The organism is Streptomyces sp. STAM6 (genome assembly GCF_054963715.1).
On the sequence record NZ_JBUEFZ010000051.1, the window covers coordinates 1 to 21,505 of the forward strand.

The following is a 21,505-nucleotide window of genomic DNA, read 5'->3' on the forward strand; positions in this document are numbered from 1 at the left end:
GTCCGGGCCCAGCTCCGCGAGGCCGTCGAGGTCGACGACGCGCCGACCGTCGTGCGCTACTCCAAGGGTGCCGTCGGCCCGGCCGTCGAGGCCGTCGGCCGCATCGGCGGCATGGACGTGCTCCGCGAGGCCGGCACCGTCGGTCCGGACGTCCTCCTGGTCTCCGTCGGCGCGCTCGCGCCCATGTGCCTGGAGATCGCCGACCTGCTCGACAAGCAGGGCATCTCGACCACCGTCGTCGACCCGCGCTGGGTCAAGCCGGTCGACGAGGCCATGGCGCCGCTCGCCGAGCAGCACCGCGTCGTCGTCACCGTCGAGGACAACGGCCGGGTCGGCGGCGTCGGCTCCGCGATCGCGCAGGCCCTGCGCGACGCCGGCGTCGACATGCCGCTGCGCGACTTCGGCATCCCGCAGCGCTTCCTCGACCACGCCTCCCGCAAGGAGGTCATGGCCGAGATCGGCCTGACCGCCCCGGACATCGCCCGCCAGGTCACCGGTCTGGTCGCCAAGCTCGACGGCCTCCCCAACGCCAGGACCAGCGGCGAGACCTCCGTGGCGGCCCCGGAGGCCGAGCCCGCCCGCGACTGACGCACGGCGCCACCACCCACCGCATAGGGCCGGTCGGAGTACCCCAGGGGTTTCCGGCCGGCCCTTTCGTGTGAAACGCACTCTGTGGGCGGGCGCCACCCCGCACCCTTCTCGATCATGGCTATACGGGCCGATGGGTACGGAGGTACGCCGGTGAGCACAGGCCAGCAGTCACCCGACTCCGGGCTGTTCCGGACGAAGAGCATCGAGCAGTCGATCCGGGACACCGAGGAACCGGAACACGCACTCAAGAAGTCCCTCTCCGCATGGGACCTGACGGTCTTCGGCGTCGGCGTCATCATCGGCACCGGCATCTTCGTGCTCACCGGCAAGGTGGCCAAGGAGAACGCGGGCCCCGCGACCGCCCTGGCCTTCGTCGCCGCCGGTATCGCCTGCGCGCTGGCCGCCCTCTGCTACGCCGAGTTCGCCTCCACGGTGCCGGTCGCCGGATCCGCGTACACCTTCGCGTACGCGTCCCTGGGCGAACTGCCGGCCTGGATCATCGGCTGGGACCTCGTCCTCGAGTTCGCCCTCGGAACGGCCGTGGTCGCCGTCGGCTGGTCCGGCTATGTGCGCTCACTGATGGAGAACGCCGAGTGGACGCTACCAGCGGCCCTGCAAGGGCCGGACGCCGCCGACGGCACCTTCGACCTCCTGGCCTTCCTGCTGGTCCTGGTGCTGACCGCGGTCCTCGTCGTCGGCATGAAGCTGTCCGCCCGCATCACCGCCATCGTCGTGGCCATCAAGGTCACCGTCGTCATGATCGTGATCATCGCGGGACTGTTCTTCGTCGTCGGCGACAACTACTCGCCGTTCATCCCCGACGCCGTGACCCCGCCCTCCTCGTCCGGCTGGGACGCACCCCTGGTCCAGACGATCTTCGGCTACGAAGCCACCAACTTCGGCGTCATGGGCATCTTCACCGCCGCGTCCGTCGTCTTCTTCGCCTTCATCGGCTTCGACGTGGTGGCCACGGCCGCCGAGGAGACCAAACTGCCGCAGCGCGACATGCCGCGCGGCATCCTCGGCTCGCTCCTCATCTGCACCGTGCTCTACGTCGCCGTCGCCCTCGTGGTGACCGGCATGCAGCACTACAGCGAGCTGTCCACCAGCGCCCCGCTGGCGGACGCCTTCAAGTCCGTCGGCCACCCCTTCTACGCCGGCGTGATCAGCTTCGGCGCCGCCGTCGGCCTCACCACCGTCTGCCTGATCCTGCTCCTCGGCCAGACCCGGGTGTTCTTCGCGATGAGCCGCGACGGGCTCCTCCCGCGCTTCTTCTCCGTCACCCACCCCCGCTTCCGCACCCCCTACCGCCCGACCATCCTGCTCGGCGTGATCATCGCCATCGTCGCGGGCTTCACCAGCATCGACGAGCTCGCCACCCTGGTGAACATCGGCACGCTCTTCGCGTTCGTCGTCGTCGCCATCGGTGTGATGATCCTCCGCCGCACCCGCCCGGACCTGCACCGTGCCTTCCGCACCCCCTGGGTTCCGGTCATCCCCATCCTGTCGATCGCCGCCTCGGTGTGGCTGATGCTCAACCTGCCCGGCGAGACCTGGTTCCGCTTCGCCGTGTGGATGGCCATCGGCATCGTCGTCTACTTCCTCTACGGCCGCTCGCACAGCCGGCTGGGCGGCCACAAGTACCCGATGGGCACCCGGGCCACCTAGCGGGTCCGTAGAATCGGCGGATGACTTCCCCCGAGGGCGATCACCCCCACGCCGACCACCGGACGGCCGACGAGGCACTGCGCGTACTGGAACGGGTCTTCGGTTACGACGCGTTCCGCGGGCCGCAGCGGGAGATCATCGACCACGTCGTGGGCGGGGGTGACGCCCTCGTCCTCATGCCGACCGGTGGCGGCAAATCGCTCTGCTACCAGATCCCCGCCCTGGTCCGCCGGGGCGTCGGAGTCGTCGTCTCCCCGCTGATCGCCCTCATGCAGGACCAGGTCGACGCGCTGCGGGCGCTCGGCGTGCGGGCCGGGTTCCTCAACTCCACCCAGGACCTCGACGAGCGGCGGCTGGTGGAGGCCGAGTTCGCCGCCGGGGAACTGGACCTGCTCTACCTCGCGCCGGAGCGGCTGCGCGTGGAGTCCACGCTCGCGCTGCTTCAGCGCGGCACCATCTCGCTGTTCGCGATCGACGAGGCGCACTGTGTCGCCCAGTGGGGCCACGACTTCCGGCCCGACTACCTCCAGCTGTCCTCCCTGCACGAGCGGTGGCCCGACGTACCCCGGATCGCCCTGACCGCGACCGCCACCAGGGCCACCCACGCGGAGATCGCGAACCGGCTGAACCTCACCGGGGCCCGGCACTTCGTGGCCAGCTTCGACCGGCCCAACATCCAGTACCGCATCGCCCCGAAGAACGAGCCCAAGCGGCAGCTGCTGGAACTGCTGCGCGGTGAGCACGCCGGCGACGCGGGCATCGTCTACTGCCTGTCACGGGCGTCGGTCGACAAGACGGCCGCCTACCTCGTGGAGCACGGCATCGACGCCGTGCCGTACCACGCCGGGCTGGACGCCCGGACCCGCGCCGAGAACCAGGCCCGGTTCCTGCGCGAGGACGGTCTGGTCGTCGTCGCGACGATCGCCTTCGGCATGGGCATCGACAAGCCCGATGTGCGGTTCGTCGCCCACCTGGACCTGCCCAAGTCCGTCGAGGGCTATTACCAGGAGACCGGCCGGGCCGGCCGTGACGGCCTGCCCTCCACCGCCTGGCTGGCCTACGGCCTCCAGGACGTGGTCCAGCAGCGCCGGATGATCGAAACCGGCGAGGGCGACGACGACCACCGCCGCCGGCTCGCCGCCCACCTCGACGCCATGCTGGCACTGTGCGAGACCGCCGAGTGCCGCCGCGTCCAGCTCCTCGCCTACTTCGGCGAGGAGAGCTCCCCGTGCGGCAACTGCGACACCTGCCTGACCCCGCCCAAGACCTGGGACGGCACCATCGCCGCGCAGAAGGTGCTGTCGACCGTCGTGCGCCTCAAGCGCGAGCGCAACCAGTCCTTCGGCGTCGGCCAGATCCTCGACATCCTCCTCGGCCGCAAGACCGCCAAGGTCATCAAGTTCGACCACGACGCCCTCAGCGTGTTCGGGATCGGCACCGACCTCACCGAAGCCCAGTGGCGCGGCGTCGTCCGCCAGCTGCTCGCCCAGCGGCTCCTCGCCGTCCAGGGCGAGTACAACACCCTCGCCCTCACCGACGCCTCCGCCGACGTGCTCGGCGGCCGGCGCGAGGTGCTGATGCGCAGCGAACCCGAGCGGCCCGCCCGCGCCTCGCGCACCCCCAAGACGGCCAAGGCGGGCCGGACGGCGGCCGCCGACCTGCCCGAGGAGGCCGTGCCGGTCTTCGAGCGGCTGCGGGCCTGGCGCGCCGCCACCGCCAAGGAGCAGGGCGTGCCCGCCTACGTCATCTTCCACGACGCGACGCTGCGCGAGATCGCCGCCGCGCCTCCGGCGACGCTCGCCGAACTCGGCTCGGTCAGCGGCGTCGGCGAGAACAAGCTGGCCAAGTACGGGCAGCAGGTTCTCGACGCGCTCGCCGAGAGCTGACGCGCCCACCGCCCGTCCGGGACCGTGTCCGGGGCGAGCCGTCCCCGACAGCGGTCCGGGGCGACGGCGACGGCCGCCGGACATGACGGACGGGCCGTACGGGATCTGCTCCCGTACGGCCCGTCCGTTCGTTCCGCCGGCGGTTACGCCGGGACGCTCGCGACGCCCGGAGCCAGGAACGGCTTGCCGTTCACCCGCTGCGAGACACCCTCACGGTCCAGGTACGGCGTGATGCCGCCCAGGTGGAAGGGCCAGCCGGCGCCCGTGATCAGGCACAGGTCGATGTCCTGCGCCTCGGCGACGACACCCTCCTCCAGCATCAGGCCGATCTCCTGCGCGACGGCGTCCAGGACGCGGTCGCGGGCCTGCTCCTCGGTCAGGACGACGTCGCCCTGCTTGAGGAGCGCGGCGACCTCCGGGTCCAGCTCCGGCTTGCCGGAGTCGTAGACGTAGAAGCCGCGCTTGCCGGCCTCGACGACGGCCTTCAGGTTGGGGGAGACCGTGAAGCGCTCCGGGAAGGCGCGGTTCAGGGTCTCGGAGACGTGCAGACCGATGGCCGGGCCGACGAGCTCCAGGAGGACCAGCGGGGACATCGGCAGACCCAGCGGCTCGACCGCCTTCTCCGCCGTGGCCACCGGGGTGCCCTCGTCGATGATGTTCTGGATCTCGCCCATGAAGCGGGTGAGGATGCGGTTCACGACGAACGCCGGAGCGTCCTTCGTCAGGACCGCGGTCTTCTTCAGCTTCTTCGCGACACCGAAGGCGGTGGCGAGGGACGCGTCGTCGGTCTTCTCACCGCGGACGATCTCCAGCAGCGGGAGGATCGCGACCGGGTTGAAGAAGTGGAAGCCGACCACGCGCTCCGGGTGCTGGAGCTTCGACGCCATCTCGCTGACGGAGAGCGAGGAGGTGTTGGTGGCGAGGATGGCGTGCGCCGGGGCGACCGCCTCGACCTCCGCGAACACCTTCTGCTTGACCGACATCTCCTCGAACACGGCCTCGATGATGAAGTCCGCGTCCGCGAAGCCCTCGGCCTTGTCCAGGACACCGGTGACCAGGGCCTTCAGGCGGTTGGCCTTGTCCTGGTTGATGCGGCCCTTGCCGAGCAGCTTGTCGATCTCGGCGTGGACGTAGCCCACGCCCTTGTCGACACGCTCCTGGTCGATGTCCGTGAGGACGACCGGGACCTCCAGGCGGCGCAGGAACAGCAGCGCCAGCTGGGAGGCCATCAGACCGGCGCCGACGACACCGACCTTGGTGACCGGGCGGGCCAGGGACTTGTCCGGGGCACCGGCCGGGCGCTTGGCGCGCTTCTGGACCAGGTTGAAGGCGTAGATGCCGGAGCGCAGCTCGCCGCCCATGATGAGGTCGGCGAGCGCCGTGTCCTCGGCGTCGAAGCCCTTCTGCAGGTCGCCGTCCTTGGCCGCCTCGATGATGTCCAGGGCGCGGTAGGCGGCCGGGGCCGCACCGTGCACCTTGGAGTCGGCGATGAACCGGCCCTTGGCGACGGCCTGGTCCCAGGCCTCGCCGCGGTCGACGTCGGCACGCTCGACCACGATGTCGCCCTTGAGGACGGACGCCGTCCACAGCAGCGACTGCTCCAGGAAGTCCGCGCCCTCGAAGATCGCGTCGGCGATGCCGAGCTCGAAGACCTGCTTGCCATTGAGCTGCTTGTTCTGGTTGAGCGAGTTCTCGATGATGACCGAGACCGCGCGCTCGGCACCGATCAGGTTCGGCAGGACGGTGCAGCCGCCCCAGCCCGGGACCAGACCGAGGAAGACCTCGGGCAGAGAGAACGCCGGCAGGGCCGCCGACACGGTGCGGTACGTGCAGTGCAGACCGACCTCGACACCGCCGCCCATGGCCGCGCCGTTGTAGTACGCGAAGGTGGGCACGGCCAGCGCGGAGAGCCGCTTGAAGACGTCGTGGCCGCCCTTGCCGATGGCCAGCGCGTCCTCGTGGCGCTTCAGCAGCTCGACGCCCTTGAGGTCGGCGCCGACCGCGAAGATGAACGGCTTGCCCGTGATGCCGACACCGACGATGGTGCCCTCGGAGGCCTCCTTCTCGACCTGGTCGATCGCCACGTTGAGGTTGGCGAGCGACTGCGGCCCGAAGGTGGTCGGCTTGGTGTGGTCGAAGCCGTTGTCCAGCGTGATCAGCGCGAACCGGCCCGCGCCGAACGGCAGGTCGAAGTGGCGTACGTGCGCGCTCGTGACGACCTCGTCCGGGAAGAGCTCGGCCGCACCCTTCAACAGCTCAGCGGTGGTGCTCACTTGGTGCCTCCGGCGTCCTTGTGGTGCGGGTTCTCCCAGATGACCGTGGCGCCCATGCCGAAGCCGACGCACATGGTGGTGAGGCCGTAGCGGACCTCCGGCTGCTCCTCGAACTGGCGGGCCAGCTGCGTCATCAGACGGACGCCGGAGGAGGCGAGCGGGTGCCCGAAGGCGATGGCGCCGCCGTACTGGTTGACGCGCGCGTCGTCGTCGGCGATGCCGTAGTGCTCCAGGAAGGCCAGGACCTGGACGGCGAAGGCCTCGTTGATCTCGAAGAGACCGATGTCGGAGATCGACAGGCCGGCCTGGGCCAGCGCCTTCTCGGTCGCCGGGATCGGACCGTAACCCATGACCTCCGGCTCGACGCCGGCGAAGGCGTACGAGACCAGGCGCATCTTGACCGGGAGGCCGTTCTCGCGGGCGAAGTCCTCGGAGGCGATCAGCGAGGCGGTGGCACCGTCGTTCAGACCGGCGGCGTTACCGGCGGTGACGCGGCCGTGCGTACGGAACGGCGTCTTCAGGCCGGCCAGGCTCTCCAGGGTGGTGCCCGGGCGCATCGGCTCGTCGGCGGTGACCAGGCCCCAGCCGGTCTCGCCGGCCTCCGGGTTGGTGCGCCGCACCGAGATCGGAACCAGGTCCTGCTGGATCTTGCCGTTGGCGTAGGCCTTGGCGGCCTTCTCCTGCGAGCGCACGGCGTACTCGTCGGCGCGCTGCTTGGTGATCGTCGGGTACCGGTCGTGCAGGTTCTCCGCCGTCATGCCCATGAACAGGGCGGACTCGTCGACCAGCTTCTCGGAGACGAAACGCGGGTTGGGGTCGACGCCCTCACCCATCGGGTGGCGGCCCATGTGCTCGACACCGCCGGCGACGGCGATGTCGTACGCGCCGAAGGCGACGCTGCCGGCGACCGAGGTCACGGCGGTCAGCGCACCCGCGCACATGCGGTCGATCGAGTAGCCCGGGACGGACTGCGGCAGACCGGCGAGGATGCCCGCGGTCCGGCCGATGGTCAGACCCTGGTCACCGATCTGGGTGGTCGCGGCGATGGCGACCTCGTCGATCTTCTTGGGGTCGAGGTCCGGGTTGCGGCGCAGCAGCTCCCGGATCGCCTTCACGACGAGATCGTCGGCGCGGGTCTCGTGGTAGATGCCCTTCGGGCCCGCCTTGCCGAACGGGGTGCGGACGCCGTCGACGAAGACGACGTCCCTGACGGTACGAGGCACGATGGCTCTCCTCCAGGGTGCGGGGTGGCACTGCTGCGGGCACACGGCTAAGCGTGCGCTTGCTGCCCCCATGCTACTTACGGGTAACCAGACTGCACAGTCCCCCCGCCCGGAGCGGCGAAGGTCACACTCCGCGACCACCGGACGGACGGCGGAAACCCGCCGTGATCCGGCTCGGCCTCGCGTGTCCGAAAATCCGCGTACTCGCACATATACCTGCAACAGCGGCCGCCTCTGCCTCTACCTGCCCGGCGGCGACATCCAGAACGTCGACGTCGACAACGAGATCGTCCGGTGCAGTTCCGGCATCGAGCGTGCCTACTGGGGCTTCCAGCAGGCGCGGAACCGCACCAACCGCGCCATCAACGTCTACTTCGACAAGAACCAGAGCGGTTTCATCGACCGGGAGACCGAGTTCGTCACCAGGCTGGACGTGAACGAGACGATCACCTTCAACGCGCAGTCCACGTACCACCTGTGCGTCTGGGGCATGTAGCCGCGGTACGGGGGCGCCCGTCGCCTCGCCCGATTGGGCCTGGGGCGACGCCTGTCCCGTGGCGGCGGGTGCGCTGCGGGCCCAGGCTGGTCCGGCCGGGACATGGTGTCCCGGCCGGACCACAGAACGGACTTCCATGGCGATCGACACCACAGACCACGAGGTTCCCCACAAGTCCACCGTCCCCGCCAACAAGGACGAGATGGTCAAGCTCTTCGTGCGGGAGGTGCGGGACACGGCGGGCGGCGGCGGGCCGCGCAAACCCGTCCTCGTGCTGCACGGCCGGAGCGTCCCGGTACTCGCCGGCTGCGACCTCCGGCACAAGTCGTACAGCTGGGCGGAGCACCTGGCCAAGGCCGGTTACGACGTGTTCATGATGGATCTCCAGGGCTCCGGCCGGTCGCCGCGTCCCAAGATGGACGATCCGCGCAACGTCAACCCGGCCCACCAGCACCTGCTGACACCGCGACCGCCCGGATTCACGCCGGGTCCGCCGAACTATCCGTTCCAGCTGAACAACTCGTTCAGCGACCGCGACGAGCTGAACACCGTCGTGGAGTTCGTCCGCGCGCGGTGCGAGGTGGACAAGCTCGCCTTCATCGGCTGGTCCGCCGCCGCGTTCACGATGGGGCCGTACGCGGTGAAGAACCCGGACAGGGTGGAGAGCCTGTTCCTGCTGGCGCCGATCTTCCCGCCCAAGGGCACGTCGACCCCACCGAGTCCGCTGCCGCGCCCCGGCTTCCCGACCTTCCTCAGCACGAGGGACGGAACCTGGAACGGCTGGGGCAACGAGGTGCACTGCGAGGGCCAGCGTGAAGAAGAGATGAAGGAGGTGGTGTGGGACGCGATCATGGCCAACGACTCCGTCGGCAGCACCTGGGGCCCGCCGGAGGGCCTGAACCGGATCAGGAACTTCGTCCGGTGGGGCTGGAACGAGACCACCGCGGCCCAGGGCGGCGTCCTCGGCGGCAGGGTGCCGGTCCTCATGGTGTACGGCGAGTACGACCGGCAGGTGAACACCTCGCCCCCGAGCCCCGACCCTGAGCTCAACTTCTCCGTACCCGCCCTCTACAACGCCGTCGCGGGGCAGCACAAGCTCATGGTCAAGCTGGCCTGCGCCGGGCACTCGGTGGTGTGGGAGATGCAGCACAAGAACGTCCACAACCTCTCCAAGCACTGGCTCAAGCACCTCACGGTCGACGGCAAGACCCAGGGCGTCTTCGACATGGACGAGAACGGCGTCCTCAGCCCGGCCCCCTAGGGCTTGCTTCGGAAGTCCCGTCCGGCCGGGGCCCGCCCTCCGGGCGGACGACGCCACTTTCGAAACCTGCCCGGGACACGATCGAGCCCCCGGCCGCGAACGGCCGGGGGCTCCGGGTGTACTGGCTCAGCCCTTCGCCGACGTCAGCGCCGCCACCAGCACCGGCGTGACCTGCTCGATCTGCCAGGGGCGTGCGCCGTACCCGGCGAGCGCGCCCATGACCGCCTCGGCCGTGGTCTCCTGCGGCGGCTCCCAGCACACGCGGCGGACCGTGTCCGGAGTGATCAGGTTCTCCGGCGGCAGGTTCAGCGACTCGGCGAGCGCCGAGACCGCCGCACGGGCCGCCGACAGCCGGGCGGCGGCGGCCGGGTCCTTGTCCGCCCACGCCCGCGGCGGCGGAGGGCCCGCCACCGGCTGACCGGGCTGCGGCAGCTGCGCGTCCGGCAGCGTCCTGGCCCGGTCGACCGCGGCCTGCCAGTGCTCCAGCTGACGCCGGCCCATCCGGTGGCCGAAGCCGGGCAGTGCGGTCAGCGCGTGCACATTGGGCGGCAGGGCCAGGGCCGCCTCCACGATCGCGGCGTCGCCGAGGACCTTGCCGGGGGACACGTCGCGCCGCTGGGCGATCCGGTCCCGCGCGGTCCACAGCTCGCGCACGACGGCCATCTGCCGGCGCCGGCGGACCTTGTGCATCCCCGACGTACGGCGCCATGGGTCCTTGCGCGGGGGCGGCGGCGGGGCGGAGGCGATGGCGTCGAACTCCTGGTGGGCCCACTCCAGCTTCCCCTGCCGGTCGAGCTCCTTCTCCAGTGCGTCACGCAGGTCGACGAGCAGCTCGACGTCCAGCGCGGCGTACCGGAGCCAGGGCTCGGGCAGCGGGCGGGTGGACCAGTCCACGGCCGAGTGCCCCTTCTCCAGGGCGTAGCCCAGCACCGACTCGACCATCGCGCCCAGGCCGACCCGCGGGAAGCCCGCGAGGCGCCCGGCCAGCTCCGTGTCGAACAGCCGGGACGGCAGCATGCCTATTTCCCGCAGGCACGGGAGGTCCTGGGTCGCGGCGTGCAGGATCCACTCGGTGCCGGCCAGGGCCTCGCCCAGCCCCGACAGGTCCGGGCAGCCGACCGGGTCGATCAGCGCGGTGCCCGCGCCCTGGCGGCGCATCTGTACGAGGTAGGCCCGCTGCCCGTAGCGGTATCCGGACGCGCGCTCTGCGTCGACGGCGACGGGGCCGGAGCCCGCCGCGAACGCGGCGATCACCTCGGCGAGGGCATGCTCGTCGGCCACCACGGGCGGAATGCCCTCGCGGGGCTCGAGCAAGGGGATCGGGACCCCGTCAACTGCGACGCCGTCGTCCGGGGGGCCGCCCCCGGCGGTTCGCAGTGCTGTCTCTGCTGCGGTCTCTTGGGCGTCGGTCACCTGTCAAGGGTATCCGTGAACGGAAGGCGCTCGTCGACGGAACGTTCCGTCGACGAGCGCGGATGTTGTGTAAACCGGTCAGTGGATGATTCCCGTACGGAGTGCGACGGCCACCATGCCCGCCCGGTCGCCGGTGCCGAGTTTGCGCGCGATTCGCGCCAGGTGGCTCTTGACGGTGAGCGCGGACAGGCCCATGGAGACGCCGATGGCCTTGTTGGACTGGCCCTCGGCCACGAGCCGGAGGACCTCGACCTCACGGCCGGAGAGCTCGCGGTAGCCGCCCGGGTGGCTCGGGGCGCCGGGGGGACGGCGGTGCAGCCGGGCGGCGGCGGCGCCGATGGGGGCGGCGCCGGGTCGGGTGGGGTGCCCGATGTTCGTACGGGTGCCGGTGACGACGTAGCCCTTGACGCCGCCCGCCAGGGCGTTGCGCACGGCACCGATGTCGTCGGCCGCGGACAGGGCGAGGCCGTTGGGCCAGCCCGCCGCGCGGGTCTCGGAAAGCAGGGTCAGCCCGGAACCGTCGGGCAGGTGGACGTCGGCAACGCAGATGTCGCGCGGGTTGCCGACGCGGGGACGAGCCTCCGCGATGGACGACGCCTCGATGACGTCACGCACTCCGAGGGCCCACAGGTGGCGGGTGACGGTGGAGCGGACGCGCGGGTCGGCCACGACGACCATGGCCGTCGGCTTGTTCGGGCGGTAGGCGACCAGGCTTGCGGGCTGCTCGAGGAGAACGGACACCAGGCCTCCTGGGAAGGTGCGGGACACAGCCGGCTCGGGGAAGAAGCCGGGCGAACCGTGTTTGAAGGGTCACAGACCTCTTCGGCAGCCTGCCCGCCCGCCTTTAGAGGAAGATCACTATTTGGTGAGTAACAATTGGGGCAATTCGGATGCGTGATCGATCATCCTACGAGCGCCCCGGAGTGTCCGGGCACGACGGACGGGGGCCACGTCCCGGGGCCGAGCGCCCGGGACGGGCCGCGTCGGCGGGCCCGTCGCACTGCCCAACGCCCGGCCCCGGCGGCAGGGTCCGGGGCACAGGCGCATCGCGGGGGGCGCACGGTATCCCGCGCGTCCGGCGCCGGGCGCGGGCGGCCGGCCCGGCCGCGCGCCGCCCCGCGGCGACGGCCCCTGGACCCGCGCCCGGCCGACGTGGCTGGGGCGGCCTGCGGTGCGAAATGCGCTCGGTGCCCCCCGGGGACCGGGCTGTTCCGGGCTCTGAGGCTGTCGTGTGCGGCACCGGGTCGCCGGGCAGCCGGTCGGAGAGCAAGGGGTGGCGGTCCGGGGGAGGCGCGGGTCGGCGTGGCCGGCGGGCCCTGCGTTGGCGCGAGGTGCTCGGGGCACGCGTGGCCGGTCGCCGGGGCGGCGGGTGGTGTCGACGGCGCCGGTCGGGGGCCGCGGACAGGCCGCCGGGGGCGGTGGGCCCAGGCAGGGGTGGGAGCGGGGCGGACGGCGTCGGCTCACCCGCCGGCCCTGTCGGCGGGTCCCTCGCGGTGGGTTGCGTGCCCCGTGGACCGGGCTGCTGCGGTGGTGCGGGGCCGGCGGCGGGTGGTGGTCGCCGTGGCTGGTGGGGCCCGTAAGGCAGGGGGTGCGCGCGGTGCATGCGTGGCCGGTCGCTGGGACGGCGGGTAGTGGCGACGGCGCCGGCCGGTGCCGCGGAGGCTGCAGACGAGTCGGCCGCGTGCCTGCGTGGTCCAGAAAGGAACCGGGGGAGTGCCGACAGGGCCCGCGGACCCGACCCGTCACGGCAGGACGCCGGGTCGGCGGGCGCCCCTCGAAACCGCGTGGTGGCCGCGTACGGCGAGGGCGCCTCTTTACGGATCGTTCCGGGCTCGCGACCGACCTCGGAACGCGCGGCTGCCGGGTCGTCGCCGGTCGCCCATGCCCCCATGGCCCTTCGGGTACGGGAGGTGCCCTCGTAGGAAGCGTCCTAGGGCTGCTGGGGGCCGCGGCGCTGGGGGAGCGAGACCACCCCCGACGGCGTGTCCAGGGGGCCCGGGCCCGACGGGGGGAGGCCTGCGATCTGGCACAGCAGGTCGCACCAGGCCGCCAGGTGCGCCGCCGTGTCCGGCACGCCGCCCCGGCCCTCGCGCGGTGTCCAGGACGCGCGGATCTCGATCTGCGTCGCGGGCCTGCGCTCGGCGAGTCCACCGAAGTAGTGAGAGCCCGCACGGGTGACGGTGCCCGCCGCCTCCCCGTACGACAGGCCACGCGCCTCCAGCGCGCCGGTCAGCCAGGACCAGCACACCTCCGGCAGCAGCGGGTCGGCCGCCATCTCGGGCTCCAGCTCGGCCCGCACCAGGGTCACCAGCCGAAACGTGCCCTGCCAGGCCTCGTGCCCGGCCGGGTCGTGCAGCAGCACGAGACGGCCGTCCGCCAGGTCCTCGTCCCCTTCGACGACCGCCGCCTCCACCGCGTAGGCGTGCGGGGCGAGCCGCTGCGGCGGGCGGGTCGGTTCGAGTTCGATCTCCGGTCGCAGCCGTGCCGTGCGCAGCGCGTCCACCGCGAGCCGGAAGCCGGGTGGGACGGGAGACGCCTCCCTGCCGTCCGTGCCTCCGGTGCCGTCGGAATGATCGGAAAACTGTCCCTGAGCCGCAGCCATGCGGGGAAGAGTAGGCGGAAGACGGGCCGCGCGCAGGGAGGGACACCCTCACCTCACAAGCTCCTTACCCGCACATGCGAAGATTCGGGACGTGAGTGCCAACGACCGCCCCAAGGGCCAGCAGACGCAGACCTACGAATCCGCCTTCCTGAGGGCGTGCCGACGCGAGCCCGTGCCGCACACGCCCGTCTGGTTCATGCGGCAGGCGGGGCGCTCGCTGCCGGAGTACCTGAAGGTCCGCGAAGGCATCCCCATGCTCGAGTCGTGCATGCGGCCGGAGCTGGTCACCGAGATCACCCTGCAGCCGGTCCGGCGGCACAAGGTCGACGCCGCGATCTACTTCAGCGACATCGTGGTGCCGCTCAAGGCCATCGGCATCGACCTCGACATCAAGCCCGGTGTCGGCCCGGTCGTCGCCGAACCGATCCGCCGCCGCGCGGACCTGGAGCGGCTGCGCGACCTCACCCCCGAGGACGTCCACTACGTCACCGAGGCCATCGGCATGCTGACCGGGGAGCTCGGCACCACCCCGCTGATCGGCTTCGCGGGCGCGCCCTTCACCCTGGCGAGCTACCTCGTCGAGGGCGGCCCGTCCCGCAACCACGAGCACACCAAGGCCCTCATGTACGGGGACCCCGAGCTGTGGGCCGACCTGCTGGACCGCCTCGCGGACATCACCGCCGCGTTCCTGAAGGTCCAGATCGAGGCGGGTGCCTCAGCGGTCCAGCTGTTCGACTCCTGGGTGGGCGCCCTGGCCCCCGCCGACTACCGCCGCTCGGTCATGCCGGCCTCCACGAAGGTCTTCGACGCCGTCGCCGGATACGGCGTGCCCCGCATCCACTTCGGTGTCGGCACCGGTGAACTCCTCGGCCTGATGGGCGAGGCCGGCGCCGACGTCGTCGGCGTCGACTGGCGTGTCCCGCTGGACGAGGCCGCCCGCCGCGTCGGTCCCGGCAAGGCGCTCCAGGGCAACCTCGACCCGGCCGTTCTCTTCTCCACCCCGGAAGCGGTCGAGGCGAAGACCCGCGACGTCCTCGACGCCGCCGCCGGTCTGGAGGGCCACGTCTTCAACCTGGGCCACGGCGTCCTGCCGACGACCGACCCGGACGCCCTGACCCGTCTGGTGGAGTACGTCCACACCGAGACCGCACGCTGAGCCAGGGCAGGAACGCCGGCCAGGACAGGTACGTCAGGCAAGGACTGCACTTCATGCACGACGCGAACACGCTGGCGCTGCCGCGCGTGCGGCCGGCGCCTGCGGGCGCGGCCGAGCCCGCGCGCGGCCGCGCCCTCCCGCGCATATCCGCCCTGGACGGCTTGCGGCTGCTCGCCGCGCTGATGGTGGTGGCGTACCACTACCTGGCGCGCGGCGGGGGCTGGACGACGTCCGTCGAAGCCCTCTTCCCCACCGCTTTCCCCTTCGCCGCGTACGGCTGGCTGGGCGTGGAGCTGTTCTTCCTGATCAGTGGCTTCGTCATATGCATGAGCTGCTGGCACAGAACGGTGGGGGAATTCTTCGTCTCCCGGGTGACCCGGCTGTATCCCGCGTACTGGTTCGCCGTCCTGGCCACCACCGCGGTACTCCTGCTGATACCCGCCGGCCAGAAGCCGCTGCCGTGGGCGGACGTCCTCACGAACCTCACGATGCTGGAGGAACCGCTCGGCGTCCCCAAGGCCGACGGGGTCTACTGGACCCTCTTCGCCGAACTCCGCTTCTACCTCCTCTTCGCCGTCATGGCGTGGTGGGGACTGACCTACCGGCGCGTGCTCGCCTTCTGCTGTGTCTGGGCCGCGACCGGGATGCTCTTCGCCAAGGCCGGTGACCCGGCCCTGCGGCTGCTGATCATGCCGAACTACTGCTGGTACTTCATCGCCGGCATGGCCTTCTTCCTGATGTACCGCTTCCGCCCCAACCTCCTGCTCACCGGCATCGTGCTGGTCTGCTTCGGGGCGGCCCTGCCCTCCGCGCACCACACCTGGCGCCAGACCCTCGGCTACTTCGAGCGCGACATCCCCTTCTGGCCGGTCGTCGCCGTCCTCGCCGTCTGTTTCGGCGTCATGGCCCTGGTCGCCACGGGGCGACTGTCCTGGATGCGGTGGCGCTGGCTTCCCTACGCCGGCGCGCTCACCTACCCGCTCTACCTGCTCCACCAGAACATCGGCTGGGAGATCATCGGCGCCCTGGAGAACGTACTCCCGCCGTACACCCTGCTGACGCTGGTGACCGGCGGCATGCTGCTGGCCTCCTGGCTGGTGCACCGGCTGATCGAGCGGCCGGTGGCCCGTCCGCTGCGGCGGCGGCTGTCCCGGGCGCTGATCCAGGGCGTCACCGGCGCCGCGCGCTGAAGCCGCCCGGTCGGCTCTGCCCGGCGGGGCCGTTCCCCGGGTCAGCCGGCGTTCCGCACCGCGGTCACCGCTTTGCGGGAGGCGACCTGGACCGGGTCCCAGACCGGGGAGAACGGGGGCGCGTAGCCGAGGTCCAGGGCGGTGATCTGTTCCACCGTCATGCCCGCCGTGAGGGCGACCGCCGCGATGTCGACGCGTTTCGCCGCGCCCTCGCGGCCGACGATCTGGACGCCGAGCAGCCGGCCCGTGCGGCGTTCGGCGAGCATCTTGACCGTCATCGGGGCCGCGCCGGGGTAGTAGCCGGCACGGCTCGTCGACTCGATCGTCACCGTGACGAACCGCAGGCCGACCGCCTCGGCGTCCTTCTCACGCAGACCCGTGCGGGCGATCTCCAGGGAGCAGACCTTGCTCACCGCCGTGCCGACGACGCCCGGGAAGGTGCCGTACCCGCCGGCCACATTGGCGCCGATGACCTGGCCGTGCTTGTTGGCGTGCGTGCCCAGCGGGATGTGGCGTTCCCGGCCCGAGACCAGGTCCAGGACCTCGACGCAGTCACCACCCGCCCAGATGTCCTGCCGGCCGCGCACCCGCATCGACAGATCGGTCAGCAGACCGCCGTGCTCGCCCACCGGCAGGCCCGCCGCGCGGGCCAGCGTCGTCTCCGGGGCCACGCCCATGCCGAGCACGACGACGTCCGCGGGGTACTCCGCGTCGTCCGTGGCGACCGCGCGGACCCGGCCGTCGCCGCCGGTGAGGATCTTGGTGACGTCCGCGCCGCCGACCGTGGTGATCCCCAGCCCGTCCATCGCCTCGTGCACAAGGCGGCCCATGTCCGGATCGAGTGTCGACATGGGCTCCTCGCCCCGGTTCAGGACGGTCACCTGATAGCCGCGGTTGAGCAGTGCCTCCGCCATCTCCACGCCGATGTAACCGGCGCCGACCACGACCGCGCGCCGGCCTCCTGAGGTGGCGAGCGTGTCCAGCAGGGCGCGGCCGTCGTCGAGGCTCTGCACGCCGTGCACCCCCGGCGCGTCGATGCCGGGCAGCGGCGGTCGCACCGGCCGGGCCCCGGTGGCGAGGACCAGCTTGTCGAAGCCGGTCCAGGACTCCGCACCCGTGTCCACGTCGCGGGCCCGCACCCGCCGGCCGTCCAGGTCGAGTTCGGTCACCTCGGTCCGCATCCGCAGATCGATCCCCCGCGCCCGGTGCTCCTGCGGGGTGCGCGCGATGAGGCGGTCGGGGCCGTCGACATCGCCGCCCACCCAGTAGGGAATGCCGCACGCCGAGTACGAGGAGAAGTGACCGCGCTCGAACGCGACGATCTCCAGTTCCTCCGGGCCCTTCAGCCTGCGGGCCTGCGACGCGGCGGCCATCCCCGCCGCGTCGCCGCCGATGACGACCAGTCGTTGCTGTCCCATGCGCAACACGCTACGGCTGATCAGTCCCCGGCGTAGGCGGAACCGGCCCGGCCGGGACCGCGGCCGGTGCCTGGGCCTGCGCCGGTGCCTGGGCGTGCGCCTGGGCCGGCACCCTGGCCCTCGGCCGCCGCCGCAGCCGCGGCCGCACCAGCCACCGCCACAGGGCGAACGCGGTCAGCAGCACGGCCGCCCACGGCGCCACCGCCGCCAGCACGATCCCGACCCACTTCGCCGCGGTCACCAGGGAGTTCCAGCCGCCGCTCAGCGCGTCCAGGAAGCCGGGATCGTCGTCCCGCACCACCTCCGGCGCCTCCGGCTCGCTCAGGTGCAGGGTGATCGTCGCCAGCGCCGTTCGGTCCTTGAGCGCCGCCTGCTGCGCCAGGAGCGATTCAAGCTCGGCCTGACGGGTGGTCAACTGACCCTCCAGCGTGACCACGTCGTCCAGCCGGGTCGCCCGATCCATCAGCTTGCGCACCCGCTCGACGCTCGCCCGCTGGGTCGCGATCCGGCTCTCCACGTCGACGACCTGGTCGGTGACGTCCTTGGCGTCCGCCCGGCGGGAGAGCAGCTTGCCCGTGCCCGCCAGCTCGCCCAGCACCTCCTCGTACGAGGCCTGCGGCACGCGGAGCACGATCTGCGAGCTCACGTGCGTGTCGTCGACCCGTTCGGTGTCCTCGTTCGCGACGTGCCCGCCCGCGTCCAGGGCGGCGGCCCGCGCCCGGGACAGCGCCTTCGTGGCGTCCGGGACCTCCACGGACAGCTCGGCGGTGCGGATGATGTGCTGCCGCGGCGCGGGCTTCGCGGCCCCGGGCGCCTTCGCGCCGTTCGCGCCGTCCCGGGCACCCGGACCGGCGGCCGGTTCCTCCGCCGCGTGACCCGGGCCGCCCGCCTCCGGAGCCTTCGCCCCGCTCGCGACGCCCCGCTTGTCCGAAGCGCCCCGCTCGTCCGCCGCCCCGCAGCCCGCGAGTGCCAGCGAGGCGGTGAGCAGTACCGCCGCGAACGCATGTCGTACGCGCATGATCCCCCCACGAATCCGTGATGAATGATGCAGGTTCGACGCACGAGCCGGGTTCACGGGTTGCCGCCCGGCGGTTCCGAACCGGTCACGGTCGGGACTCGTTACGGCATTTGAGAGAGTGGAGTCATGAACGCGGACACACCTCAGGGCGGCCATGTCGTCGTCATCGGCGGCGGTATCGCCGGCCTCGCCGCCGCGCACCGGCTGAGCTCCGCCGGACGGCGCGTCACTCTGCTGGAGGCCACCGACCGGCTCGGCGGCAAGCTCCAGGCGGGCGAGATCGAGGGCGTACCCGTCGACCTGGGCGCCGAGTCGATGCTCGCCCGCCGCCCCGAGGCCGTCGACCTGGCCCGCGCCGTGGGCCTTGGGGACCGGCTCCAGCCGCCCGCCACCGCCACCGCCGCCGTCTGGACCCGGGATGCCCTGCGCCCCATGCCCACGGGTCACGTCATGGGCGTTCCGGGCGACGCCGCCGCGCTCGCCGGTCTCCTGTCCGACGAGGGGCTGCGGCGGGTCGCCCGGGACCGCGACCTGCCGCCCGCCGAGCTCGGCGACGATGTCGCGATCGGCCGGTACGTCGCCGACCGCATGGGCCGCGAGGTCGTCGACCGCCTGGTGGAACCCCTCCTCGGCGGTGTGTACGCGGGCGACTCCTACCGGATCTCGATGCGCGCCGCCGTCCCCCGGCTCTTCGACGCCGCCCGGGCCCACGGCACGCTGACCGAGGCCGTCCGCGACGTCCAGCGGGCCGCCGCGGGGCAGCAGCCCGGCCCCGCCTTCATGGGCATCGAGGGCGGTGTGGGCCGGCTCCCCGGCGCCGTCGCGGACGCCATCACCGCCCGGGGCGGCGAGATCCGCACCGAGACCCCCGTCCACGCCCTCACACGCGGCGCGGGCAGCTGGCACATCCGTACCGACCGCGAGACGCTCCGCGCCGACGCGGTGGTCCTCGCGACGCCGGCCTGGTCCGCCTCCGCGCTGCTGGCCGCCGAGTCGCCGGCCGCCGCGGCCGAGCTCGCCGAGGTCGAGTACGCCTCGATGACCCTGATCACCCTCGCCTTCCGCCGCGGCGACGCCGCGGCACTGCCCGCCGGGTCCGGCTTCCTCGTGCCGCCCGTCGACGGCCGCACCATCAAGGCGTCCACCTTCTCCTCGCAGAAGTGGACGTGGGTCGACGAGGGCTCCGACGACCTGTTCGTGCTGCGGACCTCCGTCGGCCGGTACGGCGAGGAGGAGCACCTGCACCGCGAGGACGCCGAGCTGGTCGCCGTGTCGCTCACGGACCTCGCCGCGGCCACCGGCCTCACCGCCCGGCCCGTCGCCACCGAGGTCACCCGCTGGATCGGCGGCCTGCCGCAGTACCCCGTGGGACACCTCGCCAGGGTCGGACGCATCCGTGACGCCGTCGCGAAACTGCCCGGACTGCGGGTCTGCGGTGCCGCGTACGACGGCGTCGGCATCCCCGCCTGCATCGCCAGTGCCCACCGCGCGGCGGACGAGATCCTCGCCACGCCCACCCTGGCGCAGGGCACTCCGGCGGACGAGCGAGAATAGCCCTATGAGTGCGCCCGAAAAGATCCCGAACGCCGGTAAGAAGGCGAAGGACCTCAACGAGGTCATCCGCTACACCCTGTGGTCCGTGTTCAAGCTGCGCGACGTGCTGCCCGAGGACCGGACCGGCTACGCCGACGAGGTCCAGGAGCTGTTCGACCAGCTCGCGGCCAAGGACATCACCGTCCGCGGCACGTACGACGTCTCCGGGCTGCGCGCCGACGCCGACCTCATGATCTGGTGGCACGCCGAGACCTCGGACGAGCTCCAGGAGGCGTACAACCTCTTCCGCCGCACCAAGCTGGGCCGTTCCCTGGAGCCGGTCTGGTCGAACATGGCGCTGCACCGCCCCGCCGAGTTCAACAAGTCGCACATCCCGGCCTTCCTGGCCGACGAGACGCCGCGCAACTACGTCAGCGTCTACCCCTTCGTGCGCTCCTACGACTGGTACCTGCTGCCCGACGAGGACCGCCGCCGCATGCTCGCGGACCACGGCAAGATGGCCCGCGGCTACCCCGATGTGCGTGCCAACACGGTCGCCTCGTTCTCGCTGGGCGACTACGAGTGGCTGCTGGCCTTCGAGGCGGACGAGCTGTACCGCATCGTCGACCTGATGCGTCACCTCCGTGCCTCCGAGGCCCGTATGCACGTCCGCGAAGAGGTCCCGTTCTTCACCGGTCGCCGCAAGTCGGTCGCGGACCTGGTGGCGGGACTGGCCTGATGCTGCCGGGGGTCCGGGGGGCGTCCCCCGGGAAACGCGGCACCGGTCGCCGCACGTCGGTCGCCGACCTGGTGGCGGGACCGGCCTAGGCCTTACGACCTGGTGGGGGCCCGGCACAGGGCCGCCACCCTTCGACCCGGAAGATCAGACGGCGGGCGGACGCCCGGGCCAAAAGCCCGGTTCGGCGTCCGGCCGTCGCTCCAGCGACACCGGGTCCGGCTCCGGGTGCGGCGCGCGTGACGCGCGCCGCACCGGCGTCCTTCCGTCAGTGACCCGCATGGGTGAGAGCCGCCCGCAGGGCCGGGTCGTCGAGCGTGCTGACACCGCCGATGGCGACCGCGGACAGCGGGTCGCGCGCGCTGATCCTCCGCAGCAGGTGCTGGCCGGCGGGGGAGGCCCACCGGGTGTACGGGTGGACCTCGATCCGCGCGATCACCAGGCAGCCCACGGTGAGCACCAGGGGGAGCCCGAACCACGCCATGCCGGGCGACTCGGGGACGTGCTCGGCGGGCAGGACGAAGACCACCGCGGCGGCGAGCCCGAGCGTGAGGACGGTGGAGCCGCGCACGGCCCGCAGGGCGGCGGTGATGGCGGCGCGCGCGGTGTCGGGCACGGCCAGGCCCGCGGCGACGAGACGGTCGGCGAGCGCGTGGACGGCGTCGCCGGTGGACGCGGCGGTGCGGACCGTGGCTATCGGGGACTGACCGTCGGGGCCGATCGCCCCGATGACGGAGCGCTCCAGTTCGTCCCCGCCCTCCGGGTCGACGACGGTCGCCCACCCGGTGTGGGCGAGCAGCAGCCGCCTGCGGCGGTGCATGGAGACCAGGGTGAGATCGGTGACCCGCAGCGGTCCGCCGGCCAGGAACGCCGCCTCGTACAGATTCAGTTCACGGTCCTGCCGGGCCTTCCCCGGCACCGGCCGGGCGGCTTCGACGGCAGCCAGACAGAGCCGCGCGCAGCTGACCGCGGCCACGGCCCACGCCACCAGGAGGAAGGGCACCCACAGCATGGCGGAGTTGTACGCGACCCGCGGGGCGG

At 72.1% G+C, this 21,505-nt stretch carries 17 protein-coding genes; 9 read left to right on the top strand and 8 right to left on the bottom strand.

Annotated features, from left to right (window positions below; all coding sequences use genetic code 11):
• The 3 genes from ACY34K_RS31845 to recQ all read left to right on the top strand — a co-directional run.
• Positions 1-588: transketolase C-terminal domain-containing protein (locus ACY34K_RS31845; protein ID WP_462753370.1), on the top strand; the 588-nt coding region annotated here is incomplete at its 5' end.
• Positions 589-741: 153 nt separating this feature from the next.
• Positions 742-2,259 carry an amino acid permease gene (locus tag ACY34K_RS31850; RefSeq protein WP_462753372.1) on the top strand — a complete coding sequence of 506 codons (1,518 nt, stop codon included), beginning with the start codon at positions 742-744 and terminating at the stop codon, positions 2,257-2,259.
• A 20-nt stretch (positions 2,260-2,279) separates the two neighbouring features.
• Entirely contained in the window at positions 2,280-4,145 is a 1,866-nt protein-coding gene (recQ, locus tag ACY34K_RS31855; protein WP_462753374.1) for a DNA helicase RecQ, read from the top strand.
• A 143-nt stretch (positions 4,146-4,288) separates the two neighbouring features.
• On the opposite strand, the gene ACY34K_RS31860 is transcribed toward recQ, so the two are convergent.
• Together ACY34K_RS31860 and ACY34K_RS31865 are read right to left on the bottom strand one after the other, a co-directional pair.
• The gene (locus ACY34K_RS31860) at positions 4,289-6,418 is read right to left on the bottom strand and encodes a 3-hydroxyacyl-CoA dehydrogenase NAD-binding domain-containing protein (RefSeq protein ID WP_462753376.1); all 2,130 of its coding nucleotides are present in this window, start codon (positions 6,416-6,418) and stop codon (positions 4,289-4,291) included.
• Positions 6,415-7,641 (bottom strand): thiolase family protein, encoded by a 1,227-nt coding sequence (locus tag ACY34K_RS31865; RefSeq protein ID WP_462753378.1) that lies wholly within the window; start codon positions 7,639-7,641, stop codon positions 6,415-6,417. The genes ACY34K_RS31860 and ACY34K_RS31865 overlap by 4 nt, the downstream gene beginning before the upstream one ends.
• Positions 7,642-7,825: 184 nt before the next feature.
• On the opposite strand from ACY34K_RS31865, the gene ACY34K_RS31870 reads away from it, so the two are divergent.
• Together ACY34K_RS31870 and ACY34K_RS31875 are read left to right on the top strand one after the other, a co-directional pair.
• Positions 7,826-8,137: a hypothetical protein gene (locus tag ACY34K_RS31870; protein WP_462753380.1), complete on the top strand. Its 312-nt coding sequence runs from the start codon at positions 7,826-7,828 to the stop codon at positions 8,135-8,137.
• 136 nt (positions 8,138-8,273) lie between these two features.
• Positions 8,274-9,398, top strand: a complete 1,125-nt coding sequence (locus ACY34K_RS31875; RefSeq protein ID WP_462753382.1) for an alpha/beta fold hydrolase — start codon at positions 8,274-8,276, stop codon at positions 9,396-9,398.
• A gap of 126 nt (positions 9,399-9,524) precedes the next feature.
• On the opposite strand, the gene ACY34K_RS31880 is transcribed toward ACY34K_RS31875, so the two are convergent.
• The 3 genes from ACY34K_RS31880 to ACY34K_RS31890 all read right to left on the bottom strand — a co-directional run bounded on the left by ACY34K_RS31880 (position 9,525) and on the right by ACY34K_RS31890 (position 13,413).
• Complete coding sequence (locus ACY34K_RS31880; protein ID WP_462753384.1) at positions 9,525-10,811, bottom strand: HRDC domain-containing protein; 1,287 nt, start codon at positions 10,809-10,811, stop codon at positions 9,525-9,527.
• 78 nt (positions 10,812-10,889) lie between these two features.
• Positions 10,890-11,552, bottom strand: coding sequence for a helix-turn-helix transcriptional regulator (locus tag ACY34K_RS31885; protein WP_329876947.1), 663 nt, complete (start codon positions 11,550-11,552; stop codon positions 10,890-10,892).
• A gap of 1,189 nt (positions 11,553-12,741) precedes the next feature.
• Positions 12,742-13,413 (bottom strand): DUF3000 domain-containing protein, encoded by a 672-nt coding sequence (locus ACY34K_RS31890; protein WP_462753387.1) that lies wholly within the window; start codon positions 13,411-13,413, stop codon positions 12,742-12,744.
• Between the two features lie 91 nt (positions 13,414-13,504).
• Between ACY34K_RS31890 and hemE the strand changes: the two genes are divergently transcribed.
• Positions 13,505-14,569, top strand: a complete 1,065-nt coding sequence (gene hemE / locus ACY34K_RS31895; protein WP_462753389.1) for a uroporphyrinogen decarboxylase — start codon at positions 13,505-13,507, stop codon at positions 14,567-14,569.
• 53 nt (positions 14,570-14,622) lie between these two features.
• Positions 14,623-15,759: an acyltransferase family protein gene (locus ACY34K_RS31900; RefSeq protein WP_462753392.1), complete on the top strand. Its 1,137-nt coding sequence runs from the start codon at positions 14,623-14,625 to the stop codon at positions 15,757-15,759.
• A 41-nt stretch (positions 15,760-15,800) separates the two neighbouring features.
• Here the strand turns inward: ACY34K_RS31900 and ACY34K_RS31905 are convergent, their stop codons facing one another.
• Positions 15,801-17,177: an FAD-dependent oxidoreductase gene (locus ACY34K_RS31905; protein WP_462753394.1), complete on the bottom strand. Its 1,377-nt coding sequence runs from the start codon at positions 17,175-17,177 to the stop codon at positions 15,801-15,803.
• Positions 17,178-17,187: 10 nt separating this feature from the next.
• A complete protein-coding gene (locus ACY34K_RS31910; protein WP_462753396.1) occupies positions 17,188-18,195 on the bottom strand; it encodes a DUF4349 domain-containing protein in 1,008 nt (335 codons plus the stop codon).
• A 126-nt stretch (positions 18,196-18,321) separates the two neighbouring features.
• Here ACY34K_RS31910 and hemG point away from each other — a divergent pair, with 126 nt between their 5' ends.
• Positions 18,322-19,749, top strand: coding sequence for a protoporphyrinogen oxidase (hemG, locus tag ACY34K_RS31915; RefSeq protein ID WP_462753398.1), 1,428 nt, complete (start codon positions 18,322-18,324; stop codon positions 19,747-19,749).
• Between the two features lie 4 nt (positions 19,750-19,753).
• Positions 19,754-20,467 carry a hydrogen peroxide-dependent heme synthase gene (hemQ, locus tag ACY34K_RS31920; protein WP_462753400.1) on the top strand — a complete coding sequence of 238 codons (714 nt, stop codon included), beginning with the start codon at positions 19,754-19,756 and terminating at the stop codon, positions 20,465-20,467.
• A 265-nt stretch (positions 20,468-20,732) separates the two neighbouring features.
• Here hemQ and ACY34K_RS31925 read toward each other — a convergent pair whose 3' ends face one another.
• The gene (locus tag ACY34K_RS31925; protein WP_462753402.1) at positions 20,733-21,476 is read right to left on the bottom strand and encodes a TIGR04222 domain-containing membrane protein; all 744 of its coding nucleotides are present in this window, start codon (positions 21,474-21,476) and stop codon (positions 20,733-20,735) included.
• Between the last annotated feature and the right edge of the window lie 29 nt (positions 21,477-21,505).

Bases quoted from the DNA above. Each gene is read 5' to 3' on its own strand.
- recQ (WP_462753374.1), top strand. From the start codon at position 2,280: ATGACTTCCCCCGAGGGCGATCACCCCCACGCCGACCACCGGACGGCC.
- ACY34K_RS31875 (WP_462753382.1), top strand. From the start codon at position 8,274: ATGGCGATCGACACCACAGACCACGAGGTTCCCCACAAGTCCACCGTC.
- ACY34K_RS31890 (WP_462753387.1), bottom strand. From the start codon at position 13,413: ATGGCTGCGGCTCAGGGACAGTTTTCCGATCATTCCGACGGCACCGGA.
- ACY34K_RS31900 (WP_462753392.1), top strand. From the start codon at position 14,623: ATGCACGACGCGAACACGCTGGCGCTGCCGCGCGTGCGGCCGGCGCCT.
- ACY34K_RS31905 (WP_462753394.1), bottom strand. From the start codon at position 17,177: ATGGGACAGCAACGACTGGTCGTCATCGGCGGCGACGCGGCGGGGATG.
- ACY34K_RS31910 (WP_462753396.1), bottom strand. From the start codon at position 18,195: ATGCGCGTACGACATGCGTTCGCGGCGGTACTGCTCACCGCCTCGCTG.
- hemG (WP_462753398.1), top strand. From the start codon at position 18,322: ATGAACGCGGACACACCTCAGGGCGGCCATGTCGTCGTCATCGGCGGC.
- hemQ (WP_462753400.1), top strand. From the start codon at position 19,754: ATGAGTGCGCCCGAAAAGATCCCGAACGCCGGTAAGAAGGCGAAGGAC.
- ACY34K_RS31925 (WP_462753402.1), bottom strand. From the start codon at position 21,476: ATGCTGTGGGTGCCCTTCCTCCTGGTGGCGTGGGCCGTGGCCGCGGTC.